The 14,657-nt window shown below is 71.3% G+C and carries 14 protein-coding genes and 1 pseudogene; 7 read left to right on the top strand and 8 right to left on the bottom strand.

Annotation, left to right across the window (positions count from 1 at the left end; translation table 11 throughout):
• Positions 1-58: 58 nt before the first annotated feature.
• Positions 59-604, bottom strand: coding sequence for a sigma-70 family RNA polymerase sigma factor (locus AB0O67_RS07420; protein ID WP_365447164.1), 546 nt, complete (start codon positions 602-604; stop codon positions 59-61).
• A 212-nt stretch (positions 605-816) separates the two neighbouring features.
• Between AB0O67_RS07420 and AB0O67_RS07415 the strand changes: the two genes are divergently transcribed.
• Positions 817-1,980: a CapA family protein gene (locus AB0O67_RS07415; RefSeq protein WP_365447162.1), complete on the top strand. Its 1,164-nt coding sequence runs from the start codon at positions 817-819 to the stop codon at positions 1,978-1,980.
• Between the two features lie 7 nt (positions 1,981-1,987).
• Here the strand turns inward: AB0O67_RS07415 and AB0O67_RS07410 are convergent, their stop codons facing one another.
• Entirely contained in the window at positions 1,988-2,458 is a 471-nt protein-coding gene (locus AB0O67_RS07410; protein ID WP_365447160.1) for a MarR family transcriptional regulator, read from the bottom strand.
• 57 nt (positions 2,459-2,515) lie between these two features.
• Between AB0O67_RS07410 and AB0O67_RS07405 the strand changes: the two genes are divergently transcribed.
• Positions 2,516-3,331 carry an alpha/beta hydrolase gene (locus tag AB0O67_RS07405; RefSeq protein ID WP_365447158.1) on the top strand — a complete coding sequence of 272 codons (816 nt, stop codon included), beginning with the start codon at positions 2,516-2,518 and terminating at the stop codon, positions 3,329-3,331.
• Here AB0O67_RS07405 and AB0O67_RS07400 read toward each other — a convergent pair.
• Positions 3,328-4,740 (bottom strand): amino acid permease, encoded by a 1,413-nt coding sequence (locus AB0O67_RS07400; protein WP_365447156.1) that lies wholly within the window; start codon positions 4,738-4,740, stop codon positions 3,328-3,330. The two genes, AB0O67_RS07405 and AB0O67_RS07400, sit on opposite strands and share 4 nt — an antisense overlap.
• An 86-nt stretch (positions 4,741-4,826) precedes the next feature.
• On the bottom strand, positions 4,827-5,288 hold the full coding sequence (locus AB0O67_RS07395) for a universal stress protein (RefSeq protein ID WP_365447154.1): 462 nt from the start codon (positions 5,286-5,288) through the stop codon (positions 4,827-4,829).
• A 501-nt stretch (positions 5,289-5,789) separates the two neighbouring features.
• Between AB0O67_RS07395 and AB0O67_RS07390 the strand changes: the two genes are divergently transcribed.
• Positions 5,790-6,623 carry a polysaccharide deacetylase family protein gene (locus tag AB0O67_RS07390; RefSeq protein ID WP_365447152.1) on the top strand — a complete coding sequence of 278 codons (834 nt, stop codon included), beginning with the start codon at positions 5,790-5,792 and terminating at the stop codon, positions 6,621-6,623.
• Between the two features lie 30 nt (positions 6,624-6,653).
• Here AB0O67_RS07390 and AB0O67_RS07385 read toward each other — a convergent pair whose 3' ends face one another.
• Positions 6,654-7,316 (bottom strand): class F sortase, encoded by a 663-nt coding sequence (locus AB0O67_RS07385; protein ID WP_365447150.1) that lies wholly within the window; start codon positions 7,314-7,316, stop codon positions 6,654-6,656.
• A gap of 334 nt (positions 7,317-7,650) precedes the next feature.
• Here AB0O67_RS07385 and AB0O67_RS07380 point away from each other — a divergent pair, with 334 nt between their 5' ends.
• Entirely contained in the window at positions 7,651-8,136 is a 486-nt protein-coding gene (locus AB0O67_RS07380) for a hypothetical protein (protein WP_365447148.1), read from the top strand.
• Positions 8,137-8,588: 452 nt separating this feature from the next.
• On the opposite strand, the gene AB0O67_RS07375 is transcribed toward AB0O67_RS07380, so the two are convergent.
• Positions 8,589-9,353 carry a DUF4239 domain-containing protein gene (locus AB0O67_RS07375; protein ID WP_365447146.1) on the bottom strand — a complete coding sequence of 255 codons (765 nt, stop codon included), beginning with the start codon at positions 9,351-9,353 and terminating at the stop codon, positions 8,589-8,591.
• Positions 9,354-9,369: 16 nt separating this feature from the next.
• Entirely contained in the window at positions 9,370-9,498 is a 129-nt protein-coding gene (locus AB0O67_RS07370) for a hypothetical protein (RefSeq protein WP_365447144.1), read from the bottom strand.
• A gap of 758 nt (positions 9,499-10,256) precedes the next feature.
• On the opposite strand from AB0O67_RS07370, the gene AB0O67_RS07365 reads away from it, so the two are divergent.
• The 3 genes from AB0O67_RS07365 to AB0O67_RS07355 all read left to right on the top strand — a co-directional run bounded on the left by AB0O67_RS07365 (position 10,257) and on the right by AB0O67_RS07355 (position 14,416).
• Entirely contained in the window at positions 10,257-11,228 is a 972-nt protein-coding gene (locus AB0O67_RS07365; RefSeq protein WP_365447142.1) for an SCO0930 family lipoprotein, read from the top strand.
• A 237-nt stretch (positions 11,229-11,465) separates the two neighbouring features.
• Complete coding sequence (locus tag AB0O67_RS07360; RefSeq protein WP_365447140.1) at positions 11,466-12,278, top strand: SAM-dependent methyltransferase; 813 nt, start codon at positions 11,466-11,468, stop codon at positions 12,276-12,278.
• Positions 12,275-14,416, top strand: a complete 2,142-nt coding sequence (locus AB0O67_RS07355; protein WP_365447138.1) for an EAL domain-containing protein — start codon at positions 12,275-12,277, stop codon at positions 14,414-14,416. The genes AB0O67_RS07360 and AB0O67_RS07355 overlap by 4 nt, the downstream gene beginning before the upstream one ends.
• Positions 14,417-14,555: 139 nt before the next feature.
• Here the strand turns inward: AB0O67_RS07355 and AB0O67_RS07350 are convergent.
• Positions 14,556-14,657 (bottom strand): annotated as a pseudogene (locus AB0O67_RS07350) (LysR family transcriptional regulator); the annotation flags it as partial.

Below are 14,657 nucleotides of genomic sequence, written 5' to 3'. Positions count from 1 at the left end.
TTACTCAACCGGGGTCCTCAGCAAGGCGCTTTACGGAGGTTTGACTCGCTCATTGGTTTCACCGCAGGTCGGTCGCGTATCCCGGAAGCACCCGGCGCAGGGCGCGCAGCGCGTAGTACGCGCGCGACTTCACGGTACCGGGCGGAATGCCCAGGGCCTCGGCAGCCTCCGCCACACTCGCCCCCTGGAAGTACACGAGCACCAGGACTTCACGGTGCTCCGGCGTGAGTGTCTTCACAGCCTCGCGCACGTCGACGGTGGCCGCCGACCGTTCGGCGTGATCGGCACACACCCGGGCGTTCTCCAGGATCGCGTCGCCGACCTCGGGCGGGCGCGCCTGCCGGGCCCGCCGCGCGTCGATCGCGAGCCGCCGGCCCACGGTCAGCAGCCAGGGCCGCACGGACTCGAAGGCGTCGGCGCGCAGCGCCTCGGGATGCTGCCAGGCGCGGACGAGGGTCTCCTGCACCAGGTCCTCGGCGCGCTGCCGGTCGCCGTCGCAGAGCCTGAGCAGCAGTGCGAAGAGCGGTCGGCCGTGCTCCCGCTGGAGCGCGGCGAGCTCGTGCTCGGCGGTCGTCCCGCTGGTGATCGTGGTTCCGGCCGTCATGGCCGTATGGCACCGCAGGGTGCGGTTCCAGGACAGGGAGCGCGCACGGCGGTGCGACGGACGGTCGAACACGTCGGCGAACGGTACGACGAACGGTCCGCCTTGCCCACTTGCGCGACGCGGATGGGTTAAAGGGACCCCTGGGGTTGTTTGCGATGCTGTCCAACTTCGTACCTATTTGTGCGTAAATACGACCGCACTGAGGTGAGCTGATGATCGTACGCATCGCACGCGGGCGGCAGGTCGCCCTGGCCCTGACGGCTGTGCTCGCCGCGGCCGCCGCCTGCCAGGCCCGCGGAGAGGAGCCCCGCGCCCGCACGGGCCCTCCTCCGGCCGCCGCCAGTCACCGCCCCTTCACCCTCGTGGCGTCCGGCGACGTCCTGCCCCACACGTCCGTGATCGAGCAGGCCCGCTTCGACGCGGGCGGCGCGGGCCACGACTTCCGGCCGATGTTCTCCGGCGTGGCCCCCCTGGTCTCCCGCGCCGATCTGGCGCTGTGTCACATGGAGACGGTGTACGGCGAGAACGGCAACTACTCCGGCTATCCCGACTTCAAGTCCCCGCCGGAGGTCGCCCTGGGCCTCGCCGCGACCGGATACGACGGCTGCTCCACCGCCTCCAACCACAGCCTCGACGACGGCGCCGAGGGCATTCGGCGCACCCTGGACGCCCTCGACCAGGCCGGTGTGCGGCACGCCGGGACGGCGCGCACCCCGGACGAGGCGCGTACGGTCACCGTCCTGCCCGCGGGCACCGCGCAGGTCGCCCACCTCGCCTACACGTTCGGCACCAACGGCCACGCGCTTCCGCCGGGCCGGCCGTGGGCCGTCAACCTGCTCGACGAGAACCGGATCGTCGCCGACGCGCGGGCCGCCCGGCAGGCGGGCGCCGACGTGGTCGTGGTCTCCGTGCACTGGGGCACCGAGTGGCAGGAGGAGCCGGACCGGCGGCAGCTGTCCCTGGCCCGGACCCTCACCGCGGCCAACTCCGCGGGCCGCCCCGACATCGACCTGATCCTCGGCACCCACGCCCATGTCCCGCAGGCGTACGAGAAGGTCAACGGCACCTGGGTGATCTACGGCATGGGCGACCAGATCGCCGGCAAGATGACCAACCATCAGGGCGCCCTGGACCCCCGCGGCAACCAGTCCACCATCGGCCGCTTCACGTTCGTCCCGCCCCTCAAGCCCGGCGCGCGCTGGGAGGTGCGGAAGGCCGAGTTCATCCCGCAGCTGTACGACATGGACGCCGGCCGGGTGGTCAACATCAACGCGGCCCTCGCCCAGGGCGCCGATCTCGTCGGTGTGCGCGACCGCATCCAGGCGGTCGTCCTCAGCCGGGGTGCGGCGCAACAGGGGCTGGTGATGGGGGAGTAGGCGGCGCTCAGTCGACGTCTACGGCGTCGAAGAGCTTCACCATCTCGCCGAGCACCCGCACACACGCCCGCACGTCGGCGTCCGTCAGATCGCCCCCGACCTCGCGCAGGACGGCGTGCTCGCGGGCGACGACGGCGGTGATCGCCGCCCGGCCCCCGTCGGTGAGCCGGATCAGCGACGACCGCTGGTGCGCGGGGTTCGGGGTGCTCTCCACCAGGCCGCGGGCGGCGGCGTCGTTGACCATCCGCTGCACGAACTGGCGGCTGATGGCCTGGGCGCGGCCCATCTGCGGGACGGTCATCGCCCCGTGCTTGTGCAACAGGTCCAGGACGGCGCGGACGCCGACGGAAAGGCCTTCGACGGCCTCGCCCTGCTCGACCTTGCGCTGGACGCGCCGGTACAGCGGACCCACCAGGTCGAAGACGTCGACGAGGCGGTGGGCGAGTTCGTCCGGCGGGAGCGGTGCTGCGTCCTTCACTCGCCCATCATGACACCTCGGTTGCCAAATCGCCGGAGAGATGACAACTTGGTTGTCATGAATGCTGCCTCGGACCTTCGCTTCTTCCCGTCCGCCGACGGCGACCTCGCCTACCTCGACACCGGGTCCGGCGACCCGGTGGTCCTGCTCCACTCCGGATTCGTCGACCACCGCGTCTGGGCCGACCAGATCCCCGCCCTCGCCGCCGGGTACCGCGTGATCGCCCCGGACGTCCGCGGCCACGGCTCCTCGGCCAACGCGAGTCGGCCGTTCCGCTGGGCCGACGACCTCGCCGCGCTGCTGCGCCACCTCGACACCGGACCGGTGGTCCTCGTGGGCCTGTCGATGGGCGGGGTGATAGCCACCGACACGCTGGCGGAGCACCCGGAGCTGGTGCGCGCGGTGGTCACGTGCGGCGCCGTCACCGGCGACGTGCGGTACACGGATCCCTGGCACGTGGAGATCCAGGCCGAGCACGCCCGCGCGCTGGGCGCCGGCGACATCGAGGCCTGGCTGGGCGCCTTCCTGCGGGTCGTCCCCGGACCGCACCGGAGCGTGGACGACATCGACCCGGACATCCTGCGCGGGCTGCGGGAGATGGCACTCGCGACGATCTCCAAGCACACGCCCGGCGAGAAGGACTGGCACGTGCCCGTGACCGGCACCTGGGACCGGGTGGCGAAGACCGGCGTCCCGGTGCTCACCGTCAACGGCGGCCTCGAACCCGCCGAACTGCTCGCCGCGGCCGAGCGGCTGGCCGGCACCGTCGCGGACGGCCGCTCACTGACCGTCGACGGCACCGGCCACTATCCCAACCTGGAGAAGCCGGGGGTCTTCAACACGGCCCTGCTCGACTTCCTGCGCGGCCTCTAACGGCCGGCCAGCTTCGACTTCCGGTACGAGTAGGCGAAGTAGAACACCAGGCCCAGCGCGAACCACAGGGCGAACCGCACCCAGGTCTGCCACTGCAGGAACGTGATCAGCCAGATCGAGAACAGGACACCCACGGCCGGCACGAACGGCATCCACGGCGTGCGGAAGGTGCGCGGCAGCTCCGGCTGCCGGTAGCGCAGCACGATCACCGCGATGCACACCACCACGAACGCCAGCAGGATCCCGATGTTGGTCAGTTCGGCCGCCTCGCCGATCGGCAGGAACCCGGCGATGGCGGCCGACGCGACCCCCGCGATCCAGGTCACCCGCGTCGGAACATGCCGGGTCGGGTGGGTCTTGGCGAACCACCTGGGCAGCAGCCCGTCCCGGGACATGGAGAACCACACGCGGGTGACGCCCAGCATGAACGTGAACATCACGGTGAGGATGCCGATGATCGCGCCCACCGCGATCACGTTCGCCAGCGCGTCCAGCCCCACCGACTCGAACGCCGTGGAGAAGCCGCTCTCCGGGTCGATCTCCGTGTACTTCTGCATGCCCGTCAGCACCAGACACGCGGCCACGTACAGCACCATCGAGATCGCCAGCGAGTAGATGATGGCCTTCGGCATGTGCCGCTGCGCGTCCTTCGACTCCTCGGCCGCCGTGGACATGGCGTCGTACCCGAAGACCGCGAAGAACACGGTGGCCGCACCGGTGAACGCGCCGCTGACGCCGTACGGGAAGAACGGATTGTAGTTCGCGCTGTCGATGTGGAAGACGCCGACGCCGATGACCAGCAGCACCACCAGCACCTTCAGCACCACGACGATCATCTCGAAACGGGCCGCGTTGCGGATGCCGAGGGTCAGCAGATAGGCGATGAACAGGCAGAGCACCGCCGCGAAGAGGTCGACCCGGTGGCCCTCACCGGTGCCGGGCGCCCCCAGCATCCAGCTCGGCAGGTCGGCGCCCAACTGGTTGACCAGGAAGTTGAAGTAGCCCGAGATGCCGATCGCGACCACCGCCACGATCGCCGTGTACTCCAGCAGCAGGTCCCAGCCGATGAACCAGCCCACCAGCTCACCGAGCACCGCGTAGCCGTACGTGTAGGCGGAGCCGGCCTTCGGGATGAGGCCCGCGAACTCGGCGTAGGACAACGCGGCAGCCGCGCTCGCCACACCCGCGATGAGGAAGGACACCAGCACCGCGGGCCCGGCCGTGCCGTTGGCCACGGCGCCGGCGAGCGTGAAGATTCCCGCGCCGATGATGCCGCCGACGCCGATCGCGGTCAGCTGCCCCAGTCCGAGCGACCGTTCGAGCTTGGTGCCTTCGGTGACTTCCGTGTCTTCGATGTGCTCGATGGGTTTGCGACGGAGAATCCCCTCGCCCATTCGGAGCCGGGCCATACGCCTCACCTCTTCGCGATCGCCAAACGGCTGACGGCGGATCATGATGGCTCAGCAGCGCACCCGAGGGAAGACGCCACGCACCCCTACGGCACGACTGTCACCGGCCAGCGTCCAGCCTTGACCAGCCGGATCGCCACCGAGCCGATGATCCGGTGCCCCGCCTGCTCGGAGGCGCCCACCACCACGGCGTCCGCCTTCAGCTCGTCCGCCGCCTTCACCAATCCGTTGTAGGCGTCGCCGCGGAAGGTGTGGAACTCCCAGCGGAGGTCGAATATCCCCTTGACCCGGTCGGTGGCGTCCCGGATCTGCGCCACCAGGTCCTCGGCGATCTCGTCGGTGGTCACCGCGACGGGCGCCCCGAGCGCCGCGCCCGCGGCCAGCACGGGCTGCACGTACACGAGCGCCAGCAGCGCCCTCTGCCGCCTGGCCAGTCCGACGGCGTACGCCGCGGCCCGCAGCGAGGAGTCGGAGCCGTCCACTCCGACCACGATGACCTTCGGTCCGTCCGTGCCGCGCTCGAACTGGTGCGCATGCTGTTCCGTCACGGCCCGAGGCTATCGGAAGCGGTGCCTCCGCCCGCCGGGAGGCCACGCTCGACGGGCGGCGGCGGGCACTACCGCGACGCCGCCGCCCTCGACCGGCTCGGCCTCGCCTCAGCCGTCGTCGAGGCCCTTCGTCTCCGTACCGTCGCCGCGCACGCTCCGGGAGAAGGGGGCACCCGAACGCCCGGCTCCGGCCCGTCCCCACGCAGGGCCCGCCCTCACCGGCGAGGACCTCGCCCCCGCGCCGGAGCGCTTCAGGACCGGCGCCGACATCGGCGACCACGAACACGCCATGCCCTCACCGGCGGCCTCTGGATCGGCGTCGACCGCGTGGTCATGTTCCTCACCGGCCTGACCCTCCCTAAGACGCCGCCGTTCCCGGTGGTGCGCCGCCGTTGACGGACCGGACGCGACATCGCCCCGACTCGGCCGCCCGGGTGCTTTCCTGCCGCCGCGCCGGTGTCGCTGAGGTGGGGCCGGGGTGCGCGGGGCGACTGATGAGTCATGAAGAAGGATCAGTTGCTCACCCGTCGACGGGCGTTGCTCGCCGGTCTCGGGGCCCTGGGCGCCGCCGGTGCCGCCGGTCTGCTGCAGGCGGGTTCGGGCGGCGAGGCCGGCCAGTCCGCAGCCCCCGCCCCGGGACCCCCGGCACGACGCCCGCTCAAGCCGTCCGCCTACCGTCTCCAGCCCCTGGCCGGCCAGGGCCCGCCGGCCGCTTCCGGCCGGACCCGGGTCCGCCGCGAACCGTTGCTGCGCATGAGCGGAATCGGCCGCACCATGGTGCTGACCTTCGACGACGGCCCCGACCCGCGCTACACCCCCGACATCCTGCGCACCCTGCGTGAGTACGACGTGCGCGCGACGTTCTTCGTGTGCGGCGAGATGGCGGCCGAGCACCGGGACCTGCTCGCCGAGATGGCGGACGACGGCCATGTCGTCGGCAACCACACCTGGTCCCACCCGCTGCTCACCACGCTCAGCCGCGCCCGCATCCGCTCCGAGATGGAGCGCACCAGCGAGATCATCGAGAAGGCGTACGGCGAGCAGCCCCGGTGGTTCCGCGCCCCCTACGGCGCCTGGAACCGCGCCGCCTTCCAGCTCGGCGCCGAACTCGGAATGGAACCCCTCGCCTGGACCGTCGACACCCTCGACTGGACCGAGCCCGGCACCCGCACCATCGTCGACCGGGTGGAGGGCGGCGCCGGCCCCGGCGTCGTGGTCCTCGCGCACGACGCCGGGGGCGACCGCTCGCAGAGCGTGCGGGCGCTGCGCGACTATCTGCCGCACCTGTTGGACGCCGGGTACCACCTCACCGTGCCACGCCGGTACCAGGTGTGACCGGCGGTCGCCCGCCCGGTCGCGGCACGCTCAGCGCACCTCGACCAGGCGGGCGAAGGCGACGACGTTCCCGTCGTAGCCGTTCTGCTTGGAGAAACCGCCACCGCAGGTGATGACCCGCAGTTCCGGGACGCCCTTGGAGCCGTAGACGCGGTCGCCGGGGAAGTTGTTCTTCGCGAACACCTCGACGCCGTAGACCTCGAACACGGCCCTCTTCTTGTCCTGCCGGACCACCTCGACCCGGTTTCCGCGCTTCAGCGCGCCGAGGCCGTAGAACACGGCGGGACCTGCCTGGTTGTCGACATGGCCGACCACCACCGCGGTGCCCTTCTCGCCGGGCGAGACGGCGCCGGTGAACCAGCCCGCCAGATTGGGGTCCTCGGGAGGCGGCGCGTCCACCCAGCCCTGTGCGTCCAGGCCCACCGGCATCACGGGCGCGTCGACCTGGATCGCGGGAATGCGGATCCAGTCGGGCAGGGAGTACTGCAGCGCCTGCGGGGAGTTCCCCAAGGCGGCCGGGGTGGAGCGGCTGTCCGCGGCCGCCGCCGACGCGGGCTGTGGCGGACCCACGTCGAACTCGCCCGAGCCGTTCCGGATGAGCGCGAGGCCGGTCAGCAGAACAAGAGCTATCACGCCCCACGGCGCACGCTTCCTCTGCCGCTCCTCCTCTTCCGCCAGCTCGGAAAGGAACATGGTGTCATCCCCTCTCGACGTGGCCGTCGCCACGTCAATTCAGCGCCTGCGAGCACGCTAAGACCTCGACGGGAAACCGGCGACGGGAGAGAGACGAATGGGTGTACCGGTCATGCCCGGTGCGCCATCCGAGTTGCCGCACGCAGGATTTTTCCAATGGTCCGTGACCTGCGGCGATATCTGATTGTGCGCTTATCTCGCGGCGTGTTGTTTCACCAGGACGGCCCAACCCCGAAATGCGAATCTGCGCAAGGCAACTGAGGGTTTTGCTGGGAGACGCTGTCTCGCCGATTTACCGGGAACGGGTCCCGGGGCGTCTTCCGCGGAGGATGACATGCGTAACTCTCGTGCCCTGGCGGTCTCCGCCGCGGCCGCCGCGCTACTCGGGGTCCCGGCCCCGGCGGCCGTCGCGGGGGACTCCCCGGCCAACATCGTCGCCCTGCCCAGCGTCATCGCCCGCGGGGGCCAGATGACGGTCACCGTGGACGCCTGCCCGCGGGGCGGCGCCATGTACTCCGATGCCTTCAGCACGACCACCCTTTCACCGGTCAACGGCTCCAACCGGACGTCGAGGGGCTTCGCGACGATCTACAGCGACGCCCGGCCCGGAACCTACGACATCACCGTCCACTGCTCGGGCCGACGGCTGACCCGTGCGAACGCCTTCACCGTCATCGGCGGTGTCCGCGGCGGTCTCGGCGGCAGCATCTCCACCGGGGCGACGCCGACCGACGTGGCCATCGGCGGCGGGCTGGTCGCGTCGGCCGTCATCGGCGGCGGCGTGTTCTGGATGCGCCGCCGCTCCGAGAACCACCTCTGACGCTCCGGGAACCACGTCCCACGCGCCGCCCCGCGTCGGGAGACCTGATCGCACGTACGACGTCGGCCCCGGACCCCGGTCGGTCCCGGGGCCGACGTCATGTCCGTACGGGGTGCCGTGGTCGTCGGCGGCCGGAGTGCCCGCTCGCGGCCGACAACGCGCGCTGCCCCGCGTATCGCGACCATGTGGATCCTCCGGTTCCCGAGAAGCAGCTGCGGATCTGTCCGCTCACACCGGAAATGCTCCTCGATGACTGAAACGCTAGGAACAGGCGGGCGTGTCCGCGATCGCAGTGGTGCGAACGGGGCAGGGATGTGGGCCGGCCGGGGGACGGGGATGCTGCGGCCGGGGGACGGCGGCGGCGTGCCGGACGTCCCCCGGAGGCCCCGGCAGCCCCGGGGTGCGCGGGCGTCAGCCGGTGCGGGGCGGCCTGGGACCCCGTCGGCTCCCCGTCAGTCCTTGACGTCCGGGAAGAGGTCCAGGAAGGGCTGGTACGAGGCCGCGACGCCCCGGCTGTAGGGCGAGTCGAAGTCCCAGATCAGGAAGAGCAGGAAGGCGATCAGCGCCGAGAACAGCACGGCGAGGACCAACTCGCGCGGAGTGCGCCGGATCTGCAGGGCGAGGATCATGCCGACGGTGATCACGGCCCCCGCGATGAGCCCGAACCACACCACGCCCGGCATGGTCGGCTCGGTCGAGTCCGCCCGTGCGTGGCGTGCCCGGTCCGCCTCGGCCACCTGGTCGACCAGCGGCTGGTAGGCCTGCGCCTCGAAGTCGCTCCTCGGCTCGTAGTCCGTGACGGTCGCGCGCACCTGGTCGAGCAGTTCGGTGCCGCGCTCGGTGACCTTGCCCTCCTCGGTCATCGCCTTCCACTCGGTGGTGACGACGTGTCCGACATAGGTGTTGACATCCTCCCGAATCCGGTCACGGGCGTCGGACGGGTACACCCGGACCCGTTCCGTGATCTCGTGCAGCGCCTGCGCCTCCGCCCGCACATGGTCCTGGGCGACGCTGCGTGCCTCCCACACGCCGGCGATGGCCAGGCCGAGCACGATGGCGTACACCACGCCGATCCACATCGTCATGTACTCGATGACGTCCGGGGTCTCGGAGGGATCCTCGTCCTCGGACGCCGCACGGTTGCGAAGCAGGGTGATGAAGACCACCAGGGCACAGGCGGCCAGCATCGCGAGGGTGAGAACAAGCCATTCCGGCAACGGAAGCCTCCAGGGATCAGCGCGGACGCAGGGCGGCGACGGCGAGCAGCGCCGGCACGGTGATGAGCAGGACGTACGTGACCGGGGACTGGCCGTCCCGGGTCTGCCGGTTGCGCGGCGGGGTGCGATAGCGCGGGTAGCTCACCGGCGTCACGGTCGGACGCGGGGTGGGCTTGGCCGACGGGGTCGGTGACGGCTTCGGGGCGGGCGGTGGTGGCGGCGTCGGCCTGGGTGCCGGAGCCGGCGGGGGTGCGGGAGCCGGCGGGGGCGGCGGTGCGGGCCGAGGTGGCTCGGGCCGCGGTGTGGGCGTCGGCTTCGGTGGTGGGCTGGGTTTCGGTGGCGGGGTGGGTTCCGGCGGTGGTGGTGGCGGCGGCGGTGGTGGTGGCGGGGTCGGTTCGGGTGGCGGCTTCGGTGTCGGCGGCGGACTCGGGGTGGGCGTGGGGCTGGGGCAGGTCGGGGGAACGGGCCATGTCCGGCTCCCCGCGACCGCCACCGCCTCCGTGCCGCCCGGTCCGGTCGACGCGTACGCACAGGAGTCGGCCACGGTCACGCCGACGGGGGCGCCGACGAGCGCCACGGTCAGGGTGACCAGGACCAACATCCGTGCCCGGACGGGCGATTGGGTCGATTCGGAACCATGCACGACCGAGATCATGAGGCTTCTCGTGCCGCCACACGCCGGGCGGCCGGGGGATTGCCCCGAACGGGGGAAGTGGGTGACTTCGGGTTTGATCGGCGGGTGTCCGGGTGTCCGGACACCCGGACGCACATACGAGCGGTGGCCGGCTCCGAAAAAGAAATCTGCGATCCGGTTGAACACAACCGGCGTCCCCGTTCGTACCCATTGTCGTGCGGCGGCACAGCAGGGCGCTGCAATATCCAGGTGACTATGGGGAGTTGACGATGAAGACCTCCTGGCGGAGCGCCTCGCTCGTGGTGAGTGCCGCGGCCGTACTGGCGTTGACGACGGCGTGCGGTCAGGAAAGCGGACCACAGTCGGCCAGCCAGAACGTGGGCGCCACGGCCGCGGCCGGCGGATACGGAGGCACGGGGCTCGACACCAGTGCCGGTGCCGGCACCGGCGCCGGTGCCGCGGCGGGCGAGCAGAACGCGGGTGCCCAGGCGGCGCCCGCGGGCAAGCTGTCGGTCGCGGCCAACGCGGAGCTCGGTCAGGTGCTGTCCGACAGTGCCGGACGTACCCTCTACCGCTTCGACCAGGACACGGCGGAACCGCCGAAGACCAACTGCGAGGGCGACTGCGCGACCGCATGGCCGCCCGTCCCCGCCGGTGACGCCACCGCGGGCGAGGGCGTCGACGAGGCGCTGCTCGGCGAGGTCACCCGTCCCGACGGCACCAGGCAGCTGACCGTCGGCGGCTGGCCGGCGTACCGCTATGCGAAGGACGTCAACCCGGGCGACACCAAGGGCCAGGGCGTGGGCGGTACCTGGTACGCGCTGGCCCCCGACGGCAAGAAGGCCACGTCGGCCGACCTGCCCGGACTGTCCACCCGCAAGGACGCGAAGCTCGGTGAGATCGTCGTCGACAAGAACGGCCACACGGTCTACCGCTTCATGAAGGACTCCCAGTGGCCGATGAAGACCGCGTGCACCGGCGAGTGCCTGGAGAAGTGGCCGGTCGTCGCGCCGGTCGACGCGAAGGACACCAAGGGCATCGACCTCCAGGGCTCCACCGCCAACCGGGGCTACGTCGTCTTCGACCGGCCCGACGGCATCAAGCAGCAGACCATCGACTGCGTACCGATCTACACCTTCACCGGTGACAAGAAGCCCGGTGACACCAATGGCCAGGGCGTGGGCGGCACTTGGTTCGCCGTGAAGCCCGACGGCAAGCCCGTCGGCGCGCCCGCCCAGTAGCAGAGGACCTCCCCCGGTTCGGCCCGGCGCACGACCGAGCGGTCCGCACCCCGCACACCACGCGGGATGCGGACCGTTCTGCCGTTGTTTCGTAGGCGTTCGCCGGTGGGCCGATTCGGCACGTGCCGCAGGCAGTGACCGGGAACGGACGGTCAATTTCCGTTTCGGGTCGCTCCTTTGGCAGGCGATCAGTAGCCTCTGCTCGAACACCGGATCGCCTACGCCTTGGAGAGATAGATGGAGCGTCCCGCCTGGGCCCCACGAAGCATCGACATCTCGGTGCCGAGTGTCGCGCGGATCTACGACTACTACCTGGGCGGTTCGCACAACTTCGAGGTCGACCGGGAAGCGGCCCGCCGGGCCATGGAGTTCCTGCCGGGACTGCCCAAGATCATGCAGGCGAACCGGGCCTTCATGCGCCGCGCGGTGCGCCACGCGGCCGTCGAGGGCATCACCCAGTTCCTGGACATCGGCTCGGGCATCCCCACGTACGGCAACGTCCACGAGGTGGCCCAGGAGGCCAGCCCCGGCGCGCGCGTGGTCTACGTCGACCACGACCCGGTAGCCGTCGCGCACAGCGAGGCCGTTCTCGAAGGCAACGACGACGCGGCCGTGGTCGCGGCCGATCTGCGCAAGCCCCAGGACATCCTGTCCAGCCCGCAGGTGGAGCAACTGCTCGACCTGAAGCGGCCCGTGGCGCTGCTGCTCGTTGCCATACTGCACTTCGTGGAGGACGCGGACGACCCGTACGGGGTGGTGGCTCAACTGAGCGAGGCGCTCGCGCCCGGCAGCATGCTGATTCTCACGCATGCCTCGTACGAGGGAATCCCGCTGTCACCCGAGCGGGCGGGTGGCGCGGTCGACGTATACAGGGACCTTCGCAACCCGCTGCTCATGCGCTCGCGCGAGGAGATCGCGCGGTTCTTCGAAGGGTACGACATGGTGGAACCGGGACTGGTGCCGATGCCCGTCTGGCGGCCCGAGACCGCGCCGGAGGACGAGGATCCGTATGCCTTCTCCGGTTTCGCGGGCGTGGGGCGTACGGCGTGAGCGCGGAGCCGGACGGGCCGGAAGACAGAGTGCGGCGGTTCGCGACGATCTGGAGCCGGGCGGTCTACCCGGCCACCTCGACGTCCCTGACCAGACCCGAGTTCGAGGAGCAACTGCTGCCGTTGGCCCGGAGATTGAGCGCGGCACTACGCGCCCGGGCCTTCGACGCCGCCGAGGGCCGAGCGGTCGGTGCCGCCCTGGTCGGCGCGCACTGCACGGACCCGGAGGCGCTCAGCCACGCCCTGGACTGCGTCGACGCCTATCTGGTGCTCTACTGCGGCGACGACGGTCCCCAGGAGGACCTGCGGGCCCGCTCGGCCCGCCTGCAGCACGCCATGGCCGCCGGATTCGCCCAGGCGCTGCGTGAACGCACCCTCGCCGAGCAGGAGACCATCGCGCAGGCCGCGCTGCGCGCCCAGGGTGTCGTGGCGCAGGCGCTGCACGCCAGCGAGGCCCGGTTCCGCGCGGTCTTCGAGGGCGCGGCCATAGGTATCGGCATCGCCGACCTCGACGGCAACGTCCTGGAGGTCAACGGCGCGCTGATGCGCATGTTCGGCGGCTCCGAACAGAACGTGCGCGGCCGCAACGTCCAGGAGTGGACCCACGCCGACGACGCCCCCCAGGTCTGGCGGCTCTACGAGGAGCTGGTGCGCGGCGAACGCGAGCACTACCACGTGGAGAAGGCCTTCTACCGGCCCGACGGCACGGTCCTGTGGACCAACCTCACCGTCTCCCTGCTGCGCGACCCCGACGGCAACCCGCAGTACCAGCTCGCGCTGATGGAGGACACCACCGAGCGGCGGCTGCTGAACCTCCGGCTGCGCTACGAGGCCACCCACGACGCCCTCACCGGACTGCCCAACCGCACCCTGTTCTTCGAACGCCTGGAGAAGGTCCTCGGCGCGGGCGAGGGGCAGCGCTTCGGCCTGTGCTACCTCGACCTCGACGGCTTCAAGACCATCAACGACAGCCTCGGCCACGCGGCCGGCGACCGGCTGCTCGTGGAGGTGGCAGACCGGCTCCAGGCCTGCGCCACCGCGCCCGGCGAGATGGTCGCGCGGCTCGGCGGCGACGAGTTCGTGGCGCTCACCACCGGGCCCGACACCCAGCGCGAGGTCGACGAACTGGCCGTTCGGATCATGAACGCGCTGGTCGCCCCGATCACCGTGGACGGCCGTGAACTGACCGTGCGCGGCAGCATCGGCGTCGTCGAGGGCGCGGCGGGGGAGCGCAGCGCGGCCGAGGTGCTGCGCAGCGCCGACATCACCATGTACCGGGCCAAGTCGGCCGGCGGCAACCGCTTCGAGGTGGCCGACGCCGAGGCCGACGCCCGCGCGATCACCCGCAACGGCCTGACCACGGCGCTGCCGACGGCACTGGAACGCGGCGAGTTCTTCATCGAGTACCAGCCCTTGGTCCACCTGGGCGACGGCAGTGTGCGCGGCGCCGAGGCCCTGGTCCGCTGGCTGCACCCGCAGCACGGTGTGCTCGGCCCCGACCGGTTCATCCCGCTCGCCGAGCACACCGGGCTGATCGTCCCCCTCGGCCGCTGGGTCCTGGAGCAGTCGGTGCGCCAGGCCCGCGACTGGCGGGAGCGCCACGCCGGCACGCCGTCCGCGCCGCTGCGCATCAACGTCAACCTCTCGCCGTGCCAGCTCACCCACCCCGGCCTCGTCCAGGACACCGTCGAGATCCTGGAGGCGGCGGGCGTCTCGCCCGACGCCCTGTGCCTTGAGGTCACCGAGTCCGCCCTGATCGGCGCCGACGACGACCTGCTCAAGCCGCTGCGCCGGCTGGCCGAGATGGGCGTCGACATCGCCCTGGACGACTTCGGCACGGGCTACTCCAACCTCGCCAACCTCCGCCGTCTCCCGGTGAGCATCCTCAAGCTGGACCGCTCCTTCACCCAGAGCATGCAGCAGTTCCCCGCCGACCCCGTCGACCTCAAGATCGTCGAAGGCATCGTCTCCCTCGCCCACAGCCTCGACCTCGCGGTCACGGTCGAGGGCGTGGAAACCGGCGCCCAGGCCGAACAGCTCCGCATACTCGGCTGCGACACGGCCCAGGGCTGGTACTACGCCCGCCCGGGGCCCCCGGAACGCCTCCACGAACTGGCGATGGCGGACGCGACAACCTGAGCCATCAGATCCTCAGGAGCACCTCCACACCGCCCTGTGCCCCGACGCCCTCAGGGGGGCGGGGAACTGCGCGACCAGCCCCCACAACCCGCACCCCGCCCCGGCGCCGCGGCAGGGCGGCGCCACCGGACCGAACCCCTCACCGCTCCAGCAGCATCCGCTGCAACTCCCGGGCGGCCCGGGGCGGAGCCACATCGCTGCGGTGCGCCAGCGCGATCGTCCGGTGCAGTCCGGGCGGGGC

The sequence above is a fragment of the Streptomyces sp. NPDC086077 genome (genome assembly GCF_040686175.1).
GTDB lineage: Bacteria > Actinomycetota > Actinomycetes > Streptomycetales > Streptomycetaceae > Streptomyces.
The sequence above is the reverse complement of the archived record's forward strand: the minus strand, read 5'-3'. Positions and strand labels throughout refer to the sequence as shown.

Coding starts and splice junctions, on each gene's coding strand:
- AB0O67_RS07420 (WP_365447164.1), bottom strand. CDS start 604: ATGACGGCCGGAACCACGATCACCAGCGGGACGACCGCCGAGCACGAG.
- AB0O67_RS07415 (WP_365447162.1), top strand. CDS start 817: ATGATCGTACGCATCGCACGCGGGCGGCAGGTCGCCCTGGCCCTGACG.
- AB0O67_RS07405 (WP_365447158.1), top strand. CDS start 2,516: ATGAATGCTGCCTCGGACCTTCGCTTCTTCCCGTCCGCCGACGGCGAC.
- AB0O67_RS07400 (WP_365447156.1), bottom strand. CDS start 4,740: ATGGCCCGGCTCCGAATGGGCGAGGGGATTCTCCGTCGCAAACCCATC.
- AB0O67_RS07390 (WP_365447152.1), top strand. CDS start 5,790: ATGAAGAAGGATCAGTTGCTCACCCGTCGACGGGCGTTGCTCGCCGGT.
- AB0O67_RS07385 (WP_365447150.1), bottom strand. CDS start 7,316: ATGTTCCTTTCCGAGCTGGCGGAAGAGGAGGAGCGGCAGAGGAAGCGT.
- AB0O67_RS07380 (WP_365447148.1), top strand. CDS start 7,651: ATGCGTAACTCTCGTGCCCTGGCGGTCTCCGCCGCGGCCGCCGCGCTA.
- AB0O67_RS07365 (WP_365447142.1), top strand. CDS start 10,257: ATGAAGACCTCCTGGCGGAGCGCCTCGCTCGTGGTGAGTGCCGCGGCC.
- AB0O67_RS07360 (WP_365447140.1), top strand. CDS start 11,466: ATGGAGCGTCCCGCCTGGGCCCCACGAAGCATCGACATCTCGGTGCCG.